Annotated in this window: 11 protein-coding genes, 1 tRNA gene and 6 pseudogenes; 9 read left to right on the top strand and 9 right to left on the bottom strand. The window is 68.8% G+C overall.

The window, feature by feature from the left end:
* Window positions 1–676: SDR family oxidoreductase (locus tag GJ629_RS03905; RefSeq protein ID WP_157511845.1), on the top strand; the 676-nt coding region annotated here is incomplete at its 5' end.
* A gap of 41 nt (window positions 677–717) precedes the next feature.
* Window positions 718–1347, top strand: a complete 630-nt coding sequence (locus GJ629_RS03910; protein ID WP_157511846.1) for a hypothetical protein — start codon at window positions 718–720, stop codon at window positions 1345–1347.
* Window positions 1348–1350: 3 nt separating this feature from the next.
* On the opposite strand, the pseudogene GJ629_RS03915 reads toward GJ629_RS03910, so the two are convergent.
* A pseudogene (locus GJ629_RS03915) lies at window positions 1351–4181 on the bottom strand (DEAD/DEAH box helicase).
* A gap of 336 nt (window positions 4182–4517) precedes the next feature.
* Here GJ629_RS03915 and GJ629_RS03920 point away from each other — a divergent pair.
* The 3 genes and pseudogenes from GJ629_RS03920 to GJ629_RS03930 form a co-directional block, all read left to right on the top strand.
* Window positions 4518–5708, top strand: a pseudogene (locus GJ629_RS03920) (histidine kinase N-terminal 7TM domain-containing protein); the annotation flags it as partial.
* 7 nt (window positions 5709–5715) lie between these two features.
* Window positions 5716–6162, top strand: coding sequence for an ATP-binding protein (locus tag GJ629_RS17870; RefSeq protein ID WP_370515781.1), 447 nt, complete (start codon window positions 5716–5718; stop codon window positions 6160–6162).
* A complete protein-coding gene (locus GJ629_RS03930; RefSeq protein ID WP_157511848.1) occupies window positions 6159–7721 on the top strand; it encodes a bacterio-opsin activator domain-containing protein in 1563 nt (520 codons plus the stop codon). Before GJ629_RS17870 ends, GJ629_RS03930 begins: the two co-directional genes overlap by 4 nt.
* Here the strand turns inward: GJ629_RS03930 and GJ629_RS03935 are convergent.
* Window positions 7715–8286: pseudogene (locus GJ629_RS03935) on the bottom strand (response regulator). The gene GJ629_RS03930 and the pseudogene GJ629_RS03935 overlap by 7 nt on opposite strands.
* Before the next feature lie 135 nt (window positions 8287–8421).
* Between GJ629_RS03935 and GJ629_RS03940 the strand changes: the two are divergent.
* Window positions 8422–8763 (top strand): winged helix-turn-helix domain-containing protein, encoded by a 342-nt coding sequence (locus GJ629_RS03940; protein ID WP_157511849.1) that lies wholly within the window; start codon window positions 8422–8424, stop codon window positions 8761–8763.
* Here GJ629_RS03940 and GJ629_RS17875 read toward each other — a convergent pair whose 3' ends face one another.
* Window positions 8764–10422, bottom strand: a complete 1659-nt coding sequence (locus GJ629_RS17875) for a PAS domain-containing sensor histidine kinase (protein WP_157511850.1) — start codon at window positions 10420–10422, stop codon at window positions 8764–8766. It abuts the gene before it with no gap.
* Between the two features lie 87 nt (window positions 10423–10509).
* Between GJ629_RS17875 and GJ629_RS03950 the strand changes: the two genes are divergently transcribed.
* Window positions 10510–10938: a reverse transcriptase-like protein gene (locus tag GJ629_RS03950; protein WP_157511851.1), complete on the top strand. Its 429-nt coding sequence runs from the start codon at window positions 10510–10512 to the stop codon at window positions 10936–10938.
* Window positions 10939–10984: 46 nt separating this feature from the next.
* A pseudogene (locus tag GJ629_RS03955) lies at window positions 10985–11742 on the top strand (S-adenosyl-l-methionine hydroxide adenosyltransferase family protein).
* 44 nt (window positions 11743–11786) lie between these two features.
* Here GJ629_RS03955 and thsA read toward each other — a convergent pair.
* Window positions 11787–13339, bottom strand: a pseudogene (thsA, locus tag GJ629_RS03960) (thermosome subunit alpha).
* Between the two features lie 209 nt (window positions 13340–13548).
* On the opposite strand from thsA, the pseudogene GJ629_RS03965 reads away from it, so the two are divergent.
* A pseudogene (locus GJ629_RS03965) lies at window positions 13549–14366 on the top strand (amidohydrolase family protein).
* A 1-nt stretch (window position 14367) separates the two neighbouring features.
* Here GJ629_RS03965 and GJ629_RS03970 read toward each other — a convergent pair.
* From GJ629_RS03970 to GJ629_RS17880, 5 genes are all read right to left on the bottom strand, one after another.
* Window positions 14368–15270, bottom strand: a complete 903-nt coding sequence (locus tag GJ629_RS03970) for a glycosyltransferase family A protein (protein ID WP_157511852.1) — start codon at window positions 15268–15270, stop codon at window positions 14368–14370.
* A gap of 40 nt (window positions 15271–15310) precedes the next feature.
* Complete coding sequence (locus tag GJ629_RS03975) at window positions 15311–15502, bottom strand: hypothetical protein (RefSeq protein WP_157511853.1); 192 nt, start codon at window positions 15500–15502, stop codon at window positions 15311–15313.
* Between the two features lie 65 nt (window positions 15503–15567).
* Window positions 15568–16749: a bifunctional sugar-1-phosphate nucleotidylyltransferase/acetyltransferase gene (glmU, locus tag GJ629_RS03980; protein WP_157511854.1), complete on the bottom strand. Its 1182-nt coding sequence runs from the start codon at window positions 16747–16749 to the stop codon at window positions 15568–15570.
* A 141-nt stretch (window positions 16750–16890) separates the two neighbouring features.
* Window positions 16891–16965 (bottom strand) — tRNA-Glu (locus GJ629_RS03985).
* A gap of 87 nt (window positions 16966–17052) precedes the next feature.
* Window positions 17053–17718: an HNH endonuclease signature motif containing protein gene (locus GJ629_RS17880; protein WP_157511855.1), complete on the bottom strand. Its 666-nt coding sequence runs from the start codon at window positions 17716–17718 to the stop codon at window positions 17053–17055.
* Window positions 17719–17785: the final 67 nt, after the last annotated feature.

Genomic DNA, 17785 nt, shown 5'->3' on the forward strand with positions numbered 1-17785 from the left:
GGGGGCGAGCGTCGTTGCCGCGGACGTCAACGTCGAAGACGGCGAGCAACTCGTCGAAGACATCGAGGCCGCGGGCGGCGAGGTGACGTTCGTCGAGACGGACGTCAGCGACGAGGCGGATGTCGAGGCGATGGTCGAGACGGCCGTCGACACCTACGGCGGACTGGACGCGGCGTTCAACAACGCCGGCATCGAGGGAGAGACAGACTCCGCCGCCGAACAGCCGATGGACAACTGGGAGCGCGTCATCGACGTGAACCTCAAGGGCGTGTTCCTCTGTATGCGGGCGGAGATACCGGCGATGCTGGAGAGCGGCGGCGGTGGTTCCATCGTCAACACCGCGTCCATCGCCGGCGTCGTCGGCTTCCCGGGCCTGAGCCCCTACGTCGCCAGCAAACACGGCGTCATCGGGCTAACCAAGACCGCGGCCCTCGAGTTCGGGAGCGAGAACGTCCGGGTCAACGCCATCTGTCCGGGCGTCATCGACACGCCGATGGTCCAACGGTCCAGCGAGGCAAACCCCGAGTCGATGGAGCAAGTCACCGCCGCGACGCCGCTCGGCCGGCTCGGCGAGCCCGAGGAGATAGGCGACGCGGCCGTCTGGCTCTGCTCGTCGGAGGCATCGTTCGTCACCGGCGAGTCGTTCGTCATCGACGGGGGCTACGTCAGCCAGTAGCCCGACCCGGAGGCTGAAATACGCCGCGTGCAATCGTGGGTATGGCCGACGACGACGGCGACGGGTTTCGAGCGACGTGCCCACGGTGTGACGCCGAGATAACGGGCGAGGAGACGGCCTGCCCGGAGTGTGACCTCACGTTTCTCGACGAGGACGACGGGTTGAGCGACGAGGCCGTCCAGGCGATGCTCGACGACGTCGACGTCGACGACCTCGATTCGCCGGCACCCGGCCGGATCGGCGCGCCGGCGACGGTTCGACTGTTCGTCGGACTGGCCATCACGGCACCGCTCGCGCCGCTCGTCGTCTTCGTCGCGCTTGCGGTCGTACCGCTCCCGACGTGGGCGGCAGTTGCCCTCGGGACCGCCGCGTGGACGCTCCCGGGGTACCTGCTCGCGCGGCCGCTGGTCCCGACACAGATAGTCGCCAACGGGTTGTTACTCGTGGGGGTGGTGCTCTCGACGACGCCCCTCACGGTCACTGCTGGACGAGCGCTCGTCGGCACCGACGCCAGCGACGTCGGGGCACTCGGAGCGAACGTGGCCGACGCCGGCCCGCTGTTTCTCACCTTCGGGCTGGTCGTCCTCGTCGTCGGAGCCGTCGTCCGTAGACACGCCCTCTCGACGCGGGCGCGATGGGAGCGAGACGCCGCCGAAGGTCCCCGGGAGTGACGGTCAGTCCCAGAACGACTGCGTCCGGGCGTACTGGCGCTCCTGTTCGAGGATGTCCCGGTAGAACGCCTCCTCGTCCTCGCGGAGTTTGTTGATGATCCGCGCGGCGTTGTGGGGCCCGACGCCGCGGGCGGCCAGCGCGATTATCGCCTGCTTGCCGTGACTCTGGACGAGACTGCCCGCGCGGTAGGCCCGTTCTGTCTGTTTCTCCTGTTCGTCGTCTTTCTCCTCGGCCTCTATCGCGTCGATCACCTCGTCGGCCCACGGGTTGAGCGCGGCGACGTGCGTGGACCCACAGTTGGGACATTCGGGCTGGTCGGCGACGGAACCGACCGTCCGCTTCGAGCGCCAGCCGTTGCAGTGCAGACAGTACAGGAGGATGCGGTCGTCGAGGATGCGCTCTTTGACCGTCCGGATGACGCTGGCGTCGGCGTTCTCGGGAGCGAGCAGTTCCTGCCCCGACGACCGGCCGCCGCGGCCGATTGGCGTCCGCTCGCCGACGGTCGCGACCTCGATGCGGCCGTCCTGAATCGCAGTCAGTATCTCGGCGGTCCGCTCGACCGCCAGTTCCTCGTGCAGGACCGCCCGCAGGGCCTCGTCGTACACCGGCGTCCCCTCGAGCGCCTCCAGCAGGCGGTCGCGGCCGAAGCGGTTCGACCCCGACCCCCGCCAGCGCTTGAGCGCGCCGAACTTCGCGGCGACCTGTGCGAGGCGGAACTTCAGCACGTCGGCGTTTTTCAGACTCAGTTCGACGATGGCTTCCAGGTGGTCCGGGTCGGTGTCCTCCAACACCCCGACGCGTCGCCGGCCGTGATGCCGCGGGGCACCTCCAGTTCGATCCGGTAGGGGTCTATCTCCATCCCGATGGAGCTGCCGGCCTGTTGGCCGAGCATCGCCGAGAGTAGCCGTCCCAGCGTCTCGTTTACCGTGTGGCCGAAGCAGGCGTTGATCACTATCTCCCGGCCGCGGAACTCCACGAGCAGGCGGCCGTCGGTCGGCATCGGTCCCTCCTGTCTGTCGACGGGGTCGAGGGCGTCGGCGACCGTCGCCTCGTCTGCGGGATAGCGCCGGCAGAGGTCCCGGGCGGCGGCCTCGGTCGTCGCTCCCGACCGGAGTTGCGTGCCGGCGACGCCGCGAACCTCGCCGACTTCCTGCGCCACGTCGTAGGGGACGGGAATCTCCTGTCCGACCCACGATGGTACCTCGCCCCCGGGGTCCTCGACGGGGCTGACCGTCACCGTCTCCTCGTCCTCGTCTATCTCGGTGATGCGCCACATCTCCCCGCGCTGGATGAATATCTCGCCCGGTTGGGCGAAGTTGACGACGAAGCGCTCGTCCAGCGTCCCGACCTGATCGCCGCTGGCCACGTCCTCCACCTCGTAGGTCGCCTCGTCGGGGATCATCGAGAGGTTCTGGTAGAAGTACTGCCACGAACCGCGGCGCTTCTCGATACTGTCCCGCCCCTCGTCCAGCCACACCACGTCGTTTTTCGCCAGTTCCCGGACGACCTGTTTGAACTCGTGGGTGTCGACGCCGGCGAAGGGGTACGCCCGGGTGAGGATGTCGTAGGCCCGCATCGCCGGTATCTCGCCGAAGTCCATCACGAGACCGACTATCTGGTTGGCGACGGTGTCGAGACTGCCGTGGTGGATGGCGCTGTCCTCGACCTCCCCGGCTTTCGCGCGGCGGGCGATGGTCATCGCTTCGAGGGTATCGTCCGGCCGCGTCGTGATGACCGTGCCCGCGGAGGTGCTGTCACGGCGGTGGCCTGCCCGCCCGACACGCTGGAGGAGTCGCCGGACCTCCCGGGGGCTGTTGTACTGGACGACGTGGTCGACGTGGCCCACGTCGATGCCCAGTTCCATCGAGGAGGTACAGAGCAACGCATCCAACGCCCCGGTCTTGAACTGCTGTTCGACCTCGATGCGGACCTCCTTCGAGAGGGAGCCGTGGTGGACGCCGATGTCCGTCCCGAGACGCTTGAACCGCGACCCCAGCGCCTCGGCTGTCTGTCGCGTGTTGACGAACACCAGTGTCGACTCCTGGTCGCGTATTACCTCGTCGATGGCCCGGACGTGACTGGCCACTTCGGCGTCGGTCAGCAACTCGCCGGCCAGTCGCTCGTCGCGGTCGGTGACCCGTGGTTCCCGGACCGTCAGGTCCAGATTGCTCCCCACGTCCACCTCGATTATCGTACAGCCGCGGTCGCCGGTGAGGAACTTCCCGACTTCCGCGGGGTCGCCGACGGTGGCGGAGAGGCCGACGCGCTGGAACGGTCCCGACAGTTCCCGGACGCGTTCGAGGGCGACGGTCAGTTGCGCGCCGCGCTTTGCGGCCGCGAGTTCGTGGACCTCGTCGACGACGACGTGGTCTACGTCCGAGAGCGCCCGCCGGAGTTTCGACCCGGTGAGCATCGCCTGCAGCGTCTCGGGGGTCGTCACCAGCACGTCCGGCGGATCGTCGGCCTGTTTCTGGCGCTGGTAGTCGGTCGTGTCGCCGTGGCGCACGTCGATGTCGAGGTCCAGCGTCTCGCCCCACCACTCCAGTCGCTCGCGCATATCACGGTTGAGCGCCCGCAGGGGCGTGACGTACAGCGCCCGGATGCCGAAGATGTCCTCACCCACGAGGGAATCGAGCACGGGCAACATCGCCGTCTCCGTCTTGCCGGTCCCCGTCGGCGCGACGACGAGGGCGTCCTCGCCGCGGGCGATGGGACCGATAGCGCGGCGCTGTGGCTCCGTCGGCGTCCGGAACCCGCGCTCGGACAGCGCACTCCGCAGGCGCTCCCCGAGGGCGGTGAAGGCGTCGGCACCGTCGAGTGCCCCGTCTGTCATCGTCAGTCGTTGGGTCTTGAGCCGATTAAGCGACCCGGTGGCGGCTATGATATTCTGATAAGAGGGAGACGTGATAGAAAGCCCTCGGCCCGTTCCGGTCCCGCGGCTCGCTGTGCGCGCTCCCGATGGTCGCGTGCTTACGTCGCCGGGGTTCCCGGAACGGGCCTCGCCCTTTCAGTCCACCAGGATTTGGTTGCTCGACCAGCAGAAACAGGCTCTTTGCTCGGTGCGTATCTGAACACTGCCGTGAAGGCCAGCACTCGTATTAAGTACGACCACGTCGTATAGAACCTAGTGGCTGTCATCGATCCGGCGACCGTCGTTCTCGGGGTCGTGATGGTCGGGGCCGCAGCCGTCGGCATCGCCGCCTGGCGGCAGCGACCCCAACCGGGGTCGACGACACTGACCGTCCTTATGATCGCGCTCGCGGTGTGGACCGGCGGCGTCATCCTCGCGGCGTACGCGGCCGGCTACTGGCCGTCCCGGATGGCGGTCAACCTCGTCATCACGTCGACGGCCGTCTCGACGGTTGCCTTCTTCGCGTTCGCGCTTGAGTACACCGGCCGCGAGCAGTACCTCCGGTGGCCCTACCCACTCGCGTTCGCGGTCGAACCGGTCGCCGTCGCCGTCCTGACGACGACCAACGAGGTCCACGGGTTGTTCTGGACGGATGTCGTCCGCGACAGCGCTCACTACTCCGGGTACACCCACGTCGCCGGCCTCGGCCAGTACGTCCATCTCGGGTTCGCGTACCTCCTCACCGCCGTCAGCATCGGCCTGCTGGTCCAGAAGCTACTGCGCTCCCGTGCCGTCTACCGGACCCAGTCCGCCGCGGTCCTGCTCGCCGCGCTGGGGCCGGTCCTCGGCAACGTCCTCTACGTCACAGACATCTTCCCGCTGGGCCAGATAGTCGGCTTCGGATTCGCCGGCGTCGCGCTGTACTTTGCTGTCACGCGTGGGCGTCTCGTCGATCTGACACCGGTCGCACGGACGACCATCCTCGAAGAACTGGAGATGGGCGTCGTCGTCATCGACGACCAGCGGCGCGTGACCGACAGCAACGGCCACGCGCGGTCGTTGCTGGGGATTCCCGACGAAACCACGCTGATCGGCCGCGAACTCCCGGCCGTCCTCGGCCGCCACCGGGCGTTGCTCGACGGCGACGGCCGCCGCTCCGAGACCATCGACGCGACCGTCGACGGCGAGCCCCGGCAGTTACACGTCACCGTCTCGCCGCTGACCGACGGGCTGGACCGCCGGGTCGGACGGCTCCTCCTCTTCGAGGACGTCACCGAACGGGAGCGCCGCCGCGAGGAGATCGAACGCCAGAACGAGCGCCTCCGGGAGTTCGCGTCGATGGTCAGCCACGACCTCCGGAACCCCTTAGATGTCGCCAGCGGCTACGTCGAGTTGATGCGGGGGAGCCGCGAGGAGAGCGAGGACGGCACTACCCTCGAAGTCGACCGATTGGACGAGACTGCGGACGCGCTGGCACGCATCGAGACTATCGTCGACGACGTCCTGACGCTGGCCCGTGAGGGCGAGGCGGCGACCGACCCCGAGACGGTGTCGCTCCGGAGCACCGCCCGGGCCGCGTGGGACCACGTCCGGACCGACGACGCGAGCGTCGTCATCGGGACGGACGCGATGGTCGTCGCCGACCGCGAGCGCCTCGTCCGGTTGTTCGAGAACCTCTTTCGCAACAGCGTCGAACACGGCGACACGCACGGGGCAGACGGCGGCGTCGCGGTCCGCGTCGCCGCCACCGACGACGGCTTCCTCGTCGCCGACGACGGGCCGGGCGATCGCCGCCGCGGACCGCGCCCGCGTCTTCGAACCGGGCTACACCGCCGACGGGTCTGGAACGGGACTCGGCTTGACCATCGTCGAACGCATCGCACACGCTCACGGATGGACGGTTAGCGCCGGCGCGAGCGACGCTGGCGGGGCCGCGTTCCGGTTCGACCTCGGGGGCGTATGACCGACAACGACACCGCGTCGATGGGGGCGGCGCTTTCCAACGCGCCCATCGGCGTCCTCCGAACGACGCCCGATGGGACGGTGACGGCGGTCAACGACGCGGCGACGGCGCTGTTCGACACCGACACCGAGACGCTCGTCGGGGCGGACATCCACGCTGTGTTCCCCCGGTCGGCGTCGGGGACGCTCCGGGCAGTCTTCGACTCGACGCCGCCCGAATCGGCGTCCTTCGAGGAGTACTACCCGGCCGTCGACCGGTGGCTGTCGGTCGACGTCGAACCGGTCGAGGACGGCGTCGTCGTCTACGCGCGCGACCGGAGCGACTACCGCGACGCCGACCAGCGGACCGACCGCCTCGAACGCCGTCTGGACCGCGTCGAGTCAATCGACGCGCTGGTGGCGACGGTCCTCCGGACGCTCATCGACGCGACCGACCGGGCGGAGGTCGCACGGACGCTCTGCTCGGGGCTGGCCGGCGAGGACGGCTACGCCTTCGCGTGGGTCGGCGAACGCGACCGGACCGACGGCCGACTCCGGGTCGTCGCGGCCGACGGCGCGGCCGATGCGGAGCTACGCGAGGCGATACGCTCGGGCGTCGACGCTGCCGACCCGCTCCCCGAGCGCCGGGCGATAGCGGCGGGGTCACCGACCGTCGTCCCGCGCGTCGCCGACGACGACACGCTCCCGCGGCCGGTCCGGGTCGCCGCGTTCGGCACCGGCCTCCAGTCCGGCGTCGCGGTCCCGCTGGTCCACCGCGACAGCTCCTACGGCGTCCTCGGGGTCTACACCGCCCGCGAGGACGGCCTCAGCGAACAGGAGCGGTCGAGCCTCGTCACGCTCGGCTCCGTCGCCGGGTTCGCGGTCAACGCCATCCGGCAGGAAGGGCTGCTGTTTGCCGACACGGTGACGGAACTCACCCTCGGCGTCAGCGGCTCCGGGACGCCGCTGTCCGGGGCCGCCGGGGCCGACCGGACGCTGTCGCTGTCCGGTGTCGTCCCCCGCGAGGACGGGTCGGCGGTCGCGTACGTCCGCGCCGAGGGCGACGTCGACGCCCTCCCCGAGGTGCTGTCCGACGCCGAATCGACCGAGGCCGTCCGGACGATACAGGCGAGCGAGGCCGCCCGGACGCTGGAGGTCGAACTCGCCCCTTCGACGCCGCTGTCGGCCATCACCTCGTGGGGCGGCACCGTCGAGGCGGCGACGTTCGAGGGGGAGGGCGGCCGGATCACAGTGGTCGTCCCCGCCGACAGCGACCCCAGACGACTCGTCGAGACGGTCGCGGAGACGGCCGCGTCGGTCGAGGTGCGCTCGAAGACCGACCGCGCGCGCAACCCCACGACCCGCCAGCAGTTCGAGAGCGAACTCGACGCCCGCCTGACCGACCGCCAGCGGCAGGTCCTCCGGACGGCCTATCTGGCCGACTACTTCAGTTCGCCCCGCGGGAGTTCCGCCGAGGAAGTGGCCGAGGCGCTGGGAATCACCGGCCCGACCGTCCTCCACCACCTCCGCAACGCCCAGCGCTCGCTGCTTGATTCCTTCTTCGAGGACGGCGCTCAGTAGCCCTCGCGGTCGATACCGGCGAACGACTGAAGCAGCCCTTCGGCCTCGGGCAGCAGGCGACTCGTCCGGTCGGCGAGGGCGTCGGCGCGGCGGTCGAGTTCGCCGAACGCCTCGTGGTCGTCGAGTTTCCCCGGCGGCAGTTCCGCCTCGATGACCGCCCGCTTGGCCTCGACTTCGAAGTACTCCCCGAGCAACTGGTAGGCCAGTACCTGACACTGCGTGTCGACGGCCTCCCGCAGATCCGCCCGCTCGACCGGCTTACACAGGTAGTCGTCGAAGGGCAACTCGAGGATGTCCAGCCCGGGGTCGATGGCGGTGATCATGATGATCCGGGTGTCGATGTCCCGGTCGCGCAGCGCTGCCAGCACCTCGTCGCCGGACTGGCCGGGCATGTGCCGGTCCAACAGGACCACGTCCGGGCGGTAGCCGTCGTCGACGGTTGCGAGCGCTTCCTCGCCCGTGTAGGCTATCGTCACGTCGGCGACCGCTTCCAACCGGAGCGCGTAGCGTCGGCGACCTCCTTCTCGTCGTCGACGAGCAGTATCCGCGGCGTGTCGGCGTCCATATCCCACCGTCGGACCGCGAGCGACAAATACCCCCCGCGTCGGCTTCGTCTGTATAGCTAGATGGGCCCTCGTACCGGCGTCTTGACTGATAGCGTCGCATCCGAAGGAGAACGGGGACGACTACACAGGTAACGATGTCACAGACCGCACTCGGCCCTCGAACCGACCGCCGTCACGACCCCGAACCGACCGCCGTCGACACCGAGCAACTGCTGTCGCTGTTGAGCGAGCCCTCCGTCAGGGACCTCCTCGGAATGCTGGGCGACCGGCCGATGGCCGCCCGCGAACTCGCCGAAGCGACGGACGTGTCCCGACCGACGGTCTACCGACGGCTCAACGACCTCCAGGAGGCCGGCGTCGTCGAGGTGTCGATGGCCTACCAGTCCGACGGCCACCACCACAAGCGCTACCACCTCACTGTCGACGACCTGTCGCTGTCGTTCGCCGGCGAGGTAGAGGTCGCCCCCGGTCGGTGATCACGCCGTTCCGTCGCTGTCGTCGGTCGGGAGTTCGAGGGTGACGGCGGTTCCGCCCATCCCGCTCTCCCCGAACGTCAGCGTCCCGCCGAGAGTCTGGACGGCCCAGTTGGTCCCCCACAGTCCGAGGCTGGTGGTGTGGGTGTGGGCGTCCTCGACACCGGCCTCGATGACCTCGCGCTCGGTGTCGGGGATGCCGGGGCCGTTGTCGGCGACCACCAGTTCGATACCCGTCGCCGTCTCCCGACCCCGCACCTCGACCCGGGGGTCGTCGCCGTCGTTGTGTTCGACGGCGTTCTCGACCAGATTCCGGAGCGCGTACGCCAACAGGCCGCGGTCGAGGGTCACCGTCACTGCCGGCACGTCGACGTCGACGTCGAACAGGCGGTGGCTCTCCTGGACGGCCGTGACGACGGACTCGACGACGGTGTCGACGGTGACGCAGGACTGACCGTCGTCGGCGATGCGCTTCTGTATCCGGCGGGCGTCGGCGCTCATCGCCTGCAGGTCGTCGGCGATAGATAGCACCGACGCGACGTGTTCGTCGGTCGGTTGGTCGTCGTCGGTCGCCAGTTCCGCGCGGGCCTTGATCGCGCTGAGCTCGTTGCGGAGGTTGTGCCGCAGGATGCGGTTGAGGACCTGGATGCGTTGGCGTCTGATCTCACGGTCGGTCACGTCGATGAGCGTCACCGTCTCGCCGATGTGGGTGCCGCTGTCGCTCTCGACGGTCGTGATCCGCGGGTCCAGTCGCCGGTTGCCCTCGGTCGTCCAGCACTCGACAGTCTCTGCCGCCCGCAGGCTCCCGGCGTCCGCTCCGACCACCGCTTCCAGCGACCGGCCGACCGGGTCCTCGAAGGCCGTCCGGGCCGCCGCGTTCGCCCTGACGACCGTCTCCTCCCGGTCGACGACGAGCACGGCCGCCTCCATCGTGTCGACGACGGCCTGTTCGCCGAGCGTACTGACTCCCGGGCGCGTCGACAGCACGTCGTACCGCGTGACCGACAGCGGGAACATCGCGGCGGCGACCAGCGGCAACACCGCGGCCGCGCCGCGGGATATCGCCGGGTCCACGACTCCGGTCAACTGTCCGAGGATGAGCAGGGCCGCCGTCGGAGCGACGATCACGGCGGCGTCGACCGGCGACCGCTCGTCGCCCCGGAACGTCGAGAGGGCGAGCACCCCGACGGTGACGAAGTACAGCGCGAGGACGAACAGCGACGACAGCGCGGCGATGATCGCTATGATCCCGAACAGGGTGTCTCCCTGTTCGATGGACCGCGCCAACTGCACCGTGGCCGTCGCCACGATGAGAGCAGTCAAGGCGTACCCGCTGGCCACCCACCACCGCCGAACGAGGTGGCCGCGGCCGGCGTACCGGAACACGAACACCGCCCACGCCGGCAACATGAAGAGCAGGACGAAAAACGGCAACACGCCGACGATGGTCGACGGGACGACGGCGACGAAAACCGGAGCCAGCAACATCCCCAGCGAGAAGACGAGCACCACCGCGAGGTACGGCCGCGCGAGGTCCTCGTACACCTCGTCGTCGTCGCTCTCGTAGCGGCGGTAGATGAGGACCGACGCCCACCCCGCCACGACTCCGCTAGTGACGAACGAGAGGGCGAGCAGCGGGTCGATCGACAGCCACTGAACCACGTCCCGGTGTTTCGTGTGGCCACCCTAAATACCCCGGTGTGCGCTGCGTGTCGTGCAGTTCTTGATCCCCGCCCCCGCAGTCAGGGTATGTCGCCGCCGTCGCTGCTGGGCTATTTCGACGCCAGCGTTCACTTCGGCCCGGACAACGAGACGCCGACCAGCGGCGCCGTCGGGTTCGTCGTCGAGGACGGCCTTCGGACGTGTCTGGAGGGGTCCCGCCCCGTCGAGGCCGTCGTCTCCACGAGCGCACTGGAGTTCCGGGCGTGTCTGGCGATGGTTCGGGCGGTCGACCGGGCGTTCGACCGCCCCAGTTCCCTCCACGTCCACGGCGACGCCGACGCGGTGATCCGGGCCGTCGACCCCGATGTCCCGGCCGTCCCCTCCGAGTCGGTCGCCCGCCGGCGCGTGGTCGAGATACGCGACCGCGTCGCCGACATCCCGGTCGTCACCTACCGCGCCGTCGACCGGGCCGACAACGACCGCGCTCACCGACTCGCCCGCGAGGGCCACCGCTGACTCGCGCCCCCGCCCTCTTTACCGCCGGTCGCCGTACTGACAGGCGATGATCACGCTCAGTTCCGACTTCGGGTGGCCCTACCCCGCGTCGATGAAGGGGGTCATCCTGCAGGAGAGCGACGCCCGCATCGTCGACATCACCCACCAGTTCCCCAGACAGGACGTGACGGCGGCGGCGTTCTGGCTCAGAGAGGTCCTGCCGTACTTCCCGCCGGCGGTCCACTGCGCCGTCGTCGACCCCGCGTCGGCACCGACCGGGCCGCCGTCGTCGTCCGCGCTGGCGACCACGCCATCGTCGCCCCCGACAACGGCCTCGCGATGCCGGCGGCCCGGCGACTCGCTGACGACGTCGAGGTGTTCCGTATCGAGGACGCAGATCCCGAGAGCACGACCTTCCACGGCCGGGACGTCTTCGCGCCCGCCGCCGCGACGGTCCACGAGGCCGGCGTCGACGCCTTCCACGAGGACGCGGCGTTCTCGGCCTTCGAAGACTACACCGACCGCACCTTCCCCGACCCGACCGAACGGGAGGACGGTATCACCGGCGAGGTGCTCGTCGTCGACGGTTTCGGCAACGTCGTCACCAACATCCCGGGCGAACACATCGCGGACCGCTTCGGCGAGTCGGTGACCGTCAACGGTGCGTGGGCGCCTCTGCGACGGACCTACGGGGCCGTCGAGGAGGGCAACCGCTTGGCGACTGTCGGCAGCCACGGCTACCTCGAACTCGCGGTCAATCAGGGCCGCGGGGACAAGCGCTTCTCGCTGTCGCCGGGCGCGCGGGTCCGACTCAAGTGGACGTGATCGTCTGCTCGCGGCAAAAAACGTCGGTGGTGGCGACGCGGCGCTCAGTTCGAGGAGATAACGTCGTCGATGCGGACGATCATCGTCGCGGCCTCGGTGGCCGAATCGACGGCCTCGTTCTTGACGGCGGCGGGGTCGAGGACGCCGTACTCCAGCGGGTCGGCGACCAGACCCGTCTGGCCCTCGGAGATGAGGCCGGCGCGGGTGCCGTCCTCGTACTCGGCGCGGAGGTCGACGAGCGCGTCGATGGGGTCCATACCGGTGTTCTCCGCGAGCGTGCGCGGGAGGACGTCGACGGCGTCGGCGAAGGCGTCGACGGCGAGCTGCTTGCGGCCCTCGATGGACGCGGCGTGGTCCCGGACGTGGGCCGCGACGGCGATCTCGGTCGCGCCGGCGCCGGGAACGACGCCGCCTTTGTCCAGCGCGGCGGTCACGACGTCGAGCGCGTCGTTGAGCGCGCGCTCGAGTTCGTCGACGACGTGCTCGGTGCCGCCGCGGGCGAACAGGGTGACGGCCTCGGCGGCCGACCCCTCGACGAAGGCGAGTTCGTCCTCGCCGAACTTCTTCACGGAGACCGACCCCTCGCCGAGATCGTCGTCGTCGAGGTCGTTGACGCCGCTGACGCGGCTCGCGCCGGTCGCGGAGCCGACCGCGGAGAGGTCGTCGTCGCCGAGGCCCTCGAAGGCGAGGATGCCGTGCTGAGCGAGGTACGCCTGCACGCGGTCCTCGATATCACCGCTGGCGAACAGGACCTCGACGCGACGTCGGCGAGCGTGTCGGCGTAGCCCCGTAGTTCCTCCTCCTCGGCGTCGAGCGCGGCGTTGAGCTGGTCGACCTCGGTGACGTTGTACTCGGCGTCGACGTTGCTCTCAGCGAGTTCGATGTCGCTGTCGATGGTCGCGACGGCCCCGTCCTCGACCGAGCGGGGCATGTTCTCGTGGACGGACTCCTCGTCGACGACGACGCCCTGGATGAGCTCCGTCGCCGACGACGACGAGCCGACCTGTGTCTGGATGGCGATGGAGTCGCGGTCGACGCCCGCGTCGCCCTCGACTTGTCGGACGGCCGCGACGACCGTCTCGGCCAGCTTGTCACTGGCCACGTCACCGGTGCCTTTCCCGGTCATACTGGAGCTTGCGACCTTCCGGAGCTGCTCGTCGTCGACGTCGGCGTCGAGCACCTGCTCGTCGATGGCGTCTTTGGCCAGTTCGGCGGCCTCGTGGTAGCCCTCAACGATGGTCGTCGGGTGGACGTCGTCGTCCAGTAGGTCCTCGGCCTGCGCCAGCAGCTGGCCGGCCAGTACCGACGCCGTCGTCGTCCCGTCGCCGACGTCCTCCTCCTGGGTCTCGGCGACTTCGACGATCATCTGGGCCGCGGGGTGGTCGATGTCCATCTCGTCGAGGATGGTGGCACCGTCGTTGGTGATCACCACGTCCCCGTCGTCCGAGACGAGCATCTTGTCCATCCCGCGGGGCCCGAGTGTGGTCCGTACGGACTCGCTGACGGCCTTCCCGGCCGAGATGTTCGAACTCTGCGCGTCTTCGCCTTTGGTCCGCTGGGCGTCCTCGTCGAGAATGAAAAGAGGCTGACCGCCCATGCGTCGCTGGCCGCTCTGAGACATGATTGTAACCCTCGCCTGAATCATCGTTTGCGGTTCTATATAAAACTTTCTAACCCGAGGGCGGCCACGGACGGCCCGACGCCCGTCGTCGCGTTCACGGGGTGGGCCAATCCGGGGCCGGCCGACGCCGGACAGCACGGGGTGCCCCGACCGTTTATTAGTAACCGCTTCGCAAGGGGTGAGTGATGCTCGAACTGGAGCACGGGTTCCGGGTCGTCGACGCAAACGCTCGTCTGGAACCCGACGCCGGGCGGCGGACGAGCGAGGGGACCGGCGGGCCCGAGCGGCTCCAGCGGGAGATGCATCAGGCCGGCATCGTCCGGTCGGTGGTCTACCCGCCGGAGCGTCCCGGCAGTTACGTCAAGGCCAACAACGGCGTCGCCCGCCTCAGCGTCGACCGGCCGCTGGTCCCGTTCGCGCGCATCGACGGCGCGCGCGAAGTCGGTGGCGGCGCCGGGGCTCGCCTCCGGAACCTCGCCGCCTCCCGGAGCGAGGACGACACCTCCCCGGAGGACGTCGAACAGTACGCCTACGACGACCGCTTCGAGGGGTTCGTGCTCCGTCCCGCGACCGACGGCCTGCCCGACGAGGCGGTGCTCGACGCACTCGCGGAGGCCGGCCTCCCGGTCATCGTCGCCGCCGGCCGGGCGTTTCCGCCCGCGGCTGTCGCCGAGACTATCCTCCCCGCTGATTTCCCGACGATACTCGCCGCTTCGCCGGCTACCCCCTTCAGGAGGACCTGATGGCCGAGGCTATCGACCTGCTGGACAGCTACGACGCCTGCTATCTGGACACCAGTTTCGTCCGGTTCCGGGACCCGCTGGAGCGGGCCGTGATGGAACACCCCGACCGTGTGCTGTTCGGCAGCGGTGCGCCCCGTGCGCACCCGAACGTCGCGGTGATGGAGATTCTGACGCTGGACGTCCCCGAGGACGCGATGCGGAAGGTGTTCTCGAACAACGCCGGCCGGGTGATCTCAGAGTTGGCACCGCGGTCGTTCTGACTCAGCGCCAGTCGTACACCGTGACGGCGCGGTCCGACCGGGCGGAACGACCCCGGGGATTGCGGCGTTCGGTCCGGTCGCCGGCCCGGGCGCCCAGACCGTCTTTCAGCCCGACGGCCATCCCGCCCAGCACGGCCCGGCCCGTCCCGAACCACGCGGAGGGGTCGGTATCCCCGCGGGCGACGTCCCGCAACGCGGCAAGCGCGTCCCGGCCGCTGTGGCTCACCAGTCGTCGGACCACTGTCGGCCGCACGCCGTAGTTCTTCACGAGGCGGTAGCTCAGTCCGCGGTACTTCCAGTTCCAGTCGCGTTCGGGTTCGCCGCCGTCGGCCCCGTAGGTCTGTTCGACGGCCATCGACGGCGACCACGACACCTCGTCGTCGCCGACAGCGATGCGGTGGGCCAAGTCACGGGCGCTCCCGACCGTGAGGTACTCGTCGAACCCGTCGTAGTCGTCCAAGACCTCCCGGCGGAAGGCGACGTTACCGCTGTTGAAGTACGTCACTCGCCGGCCGGCGATGGTCCGGGACTCGACAGTCTCCGTCCGGTGGCCGGCCCGTAGCTGTCGGTGTGTCGGTCCGGTCACGACCGAGACGTCCGCGAGGCCGTCGAGGACGGCGTCGCGCCACCCCGGTCGGATCGACAGGCCGTGGTCGACCAGTGCAACGGCGTCGCCGGTCGCTCGGTCGATACCGGCGTTGCGGGCGGCCGCTATCGAGCGGTCGGCTATCTCGACGAGGACGTCCACGTCGTCGCGTTCCCGGACCATCCCGGTGGTCCCGTCCGCCGACGGGCCGTTAACGACGACCACCTCGGTCTCGGGCGTGAGGTCCGCGAGCGCGTCCAGCGTACTCGCGAGTCGGTCGCGGCCGTTCAGCGTCGGCACGACCGCCGAGAGGTGCATAGTGGCACCTTCCACCCTACAGCATTAAAAACGTCGCGGGTCAGGCCTCAGGGTTCGTCCACTCCTCGCGACACGCCTCGTCACAGAAGTGTGCGTGCCGGATCTGTCCGTCGTCGACCCACGGGACGACGCGGTGTGTCGACTCCTGCACGATGCTCTCCCCGCACGTCTCACACGTCGCCGCGTCCTCCTCGGTGACGTCCTCACCAAGGTCCGAGGTCGGATCTACCATTACCCGCAACGATGGAAGCAGGGCACTTAACCCCATCTTCTCGTCGACAGCCCGGTACCGCCGCCTCACCGGTCCCGCGTGACGTTCTCTCCCGGTGTCGTCCGCGCCCCCCCGCTCAGGACGACACCGGCGTCGAGACTCGTGTTGATGGCCGTTTTCACCTCGTCGCCGGCCACGACGCCGAACTTCCGCCGCCCGGTCGACACCCGGTCGCCTTTGACCGTCATCCGAACGGCCTCGCCGTCGTGCCTGAGGTTCGCCACCTTCGTCCCCGCGCCGAAGTTCACGTCCCGACCGAGTACGCTGTCGCCGACGTACGAGAGGTGTGGCACCGCCGACCCGCCCATCACGACGCTGTTTTTGATCTCGACGCCGTTGCCTACGTGGGTATCCTCGCCCAGCACCGTCGCGCCGCGGACGTAGGCGTTCGGACCGAGGTGGGCCCCAGACCGGATCAGCGCCGGGCCCTCGACGACGACACCCGGTTCGACCGTCGCGCCGTCCTCGACGACCACGTCTCCGCGGAGGTCGGCGTCATCGCTCACGTCGCCCCCGATACGGCGGTCGAGTTCGCTCACTTTCCACTCGTTGGCCGCCAGCAACTCCCACGGCCGCCCCACGTCCAGCCACCGCGAGACGGACACCGGCGTCACCTCGTACTCCTCGATCATCCGCGCGACCACGTCGGTTATCTCGTACTCGCCGCGCTCGCTCTCGGGGACGTCCAGCCACGCCGTCGCCGCCGCGGGGAAGGCGTAGGCCCCCGTGTTGGCGAGGTCCGTCGGCGGGTCCGCGGGCTTCTCGACGATGCCCGTCACCACGCCGTCGGTGACGGAGACGACGCCGTAGTTCGAGGGGTCGGCGACCTCGTAGGTCGACAGCGCCGGCCCCTCCTCGAACAGTTCCGCGACGGCCGCGGTGTCGTAGAGGTTGTCGCCGTTCAACACCGCGAACGGGCCGTCGATGTACTCCCGGGCCGCCCGGACGGCGTCGGCGGTCCCCTCCTGGGACTGCTGGACTGCGAAGGTCACCTCGACGCCGCGGTAGGCGTCGCCGAAGTACGACCGGACGGCGTCGGCCTCGTACCCGACGACGACGATCAGTTCGGACGCCCCCGCGTCGACGGCCGCGTCCGCGACGTGGGCGACCAGCGGCCGATCCGCGACCGGCAACATCGGTTTCGGTGTCTGCTCGGTCAGCGGTCGCATCCGCGTCCCCTGTCCCGCCGCGAGGATGACAGCCTGCATACCAGTCACCTCCAGCGGCTCCGCCTAAGTCCTGCCGACTCCGGGAGATTACGCAGTCGTTCGCGGACCGATATCCGAACGGGGAAGATTCGAATCCCACCGTACAGCGGTCGCTCGCAGTTTTAGTTTGTGAGAGGAATGTGCTCGGTAGGGGATTTGAACCCCTGTCACAGGCTCGAAAGGCCCGTATGATTGGCCGGACTACACTAACCGAGCGTCCGCGTCCGGCACCTGAATCGATGGACTGGGGGCATATAAATCACACCAATCTGTGCCGGGATGTCGCCCCCTCACCGTTCGGTCTCACCGAGGCGCGTTCGATATGTCGATCTTTCCGTGTTCGGCTTTCCCGTGACAACGGCGACAGAGCAACACGAGATTGTCGAGGTCGTGGGCGTCACGCAGGTCGCTCTCCGGGTCGTTACGGAACTGGCGGACCGGGGCGATGTGGTGGACTTCGAGCCGTCGCTCCGACCCATCGTGGCCACAGTACTGACAGACCCCATCTCTCTCCCGGACTGCCGACCGGGCTGTCGCCCACCCCGGTCCGTACCGCCGACTGTAGCCGCCCTTCCAGTTCGGATTTTGCTCACCGGCCGTCGATTCGCTCATCCGTTCCCGCGTCCGCTCTGACTTCGTCGACCCGGTCAACGACGCCGATATTCGCTCGCGGACTGCTTCCGAGAGTGATCTGCCGCGATGGGCTTCGGCGAGTCGCTGCCGTGTCTGTTTGGAGAGTTCGCGTCCGTCGAGCGAGGACGCTATCCGTTCTTTGACCGACTCCGGGCGGTCCTCTCCGTGCAGTGGATGGTTCTCGCCCGCTATCTCTCGTGTCTCTATCCCCGCGTCGTTCATATGGCGTCTGATCGTCCGAGCAGAGACGCCACACTCGTCGGCTATTTCCCGTTGTGTCCGATCTTTCTCCCAGTACTGTTTCTTCAGCCACTGTTCGTCACGGTATCGTTTCACACGGATATATTGCGCAACCGAGTGACTTCAATTTTCTCAAGGTCGAATATCATACCCAACTGTGATG

Source organism: Halapricum sp. CBA1109 (genome assembly GCF_009741825.1).
Lineage (GTDB): Archaea > Halobacteriota > Halobacteria > Halobacteriales > Haloarculaceae > Halapricum.

Excerpts from the sequence above, each read along its gene's own strand:
- GJ629_RS03950 (WP_157511851.1), top strand. The coding sequence starts at position 10,510 with ATGTCGCCGCCGTCGCTGCTGGGCTATTTCGACGCCAGCGTTCACTTC.
- GJ629_RS03910 (WP_157511846.1), top strand. The coding sequence starts at position 718 with ATGGCCGACGACGACGGCGACGGGTTTCGAGCGACGTGCCCACGGTGT.
- GJ629_RS03970 (WP_157511852.1), bottom strand. The coding sequence starts at position 15,270 with ATGCACCTCTCGGCGGTCGTGCCGACGCTGAACGGCCGCGACCGACTC.
- GJ629_RS03930 (WP_157511848.1), top strand. The coding sequence starts at position 6,159 with ATGACCGACAACGACACCGCGTCGATGGGGGCGGCGCTTTCCAACGCG.
- GJ629_RS03975 (WP_157511853.1), bottom strand. The coding sequence starts at position 15,502 with ATGGTAGATCCGACCTCGGACCTTGGTGAGGACGTCACCGAGGAGGAC.
- GJ629_RS03940 (WP_157511849.1), top strand. The coding sequence starts at position 8,422 with ATGTCACAGACCGCACTCGGCCCTCGAACCGACCGCCGTCACGACCCC.
- glmU (WP_157511854.1), bottom strand. The coding sequence starts at position 16,749 with ATGCAGGCTGTCATCCTCGCGGCGGGACAGGGGACGCGGATGCGACCG.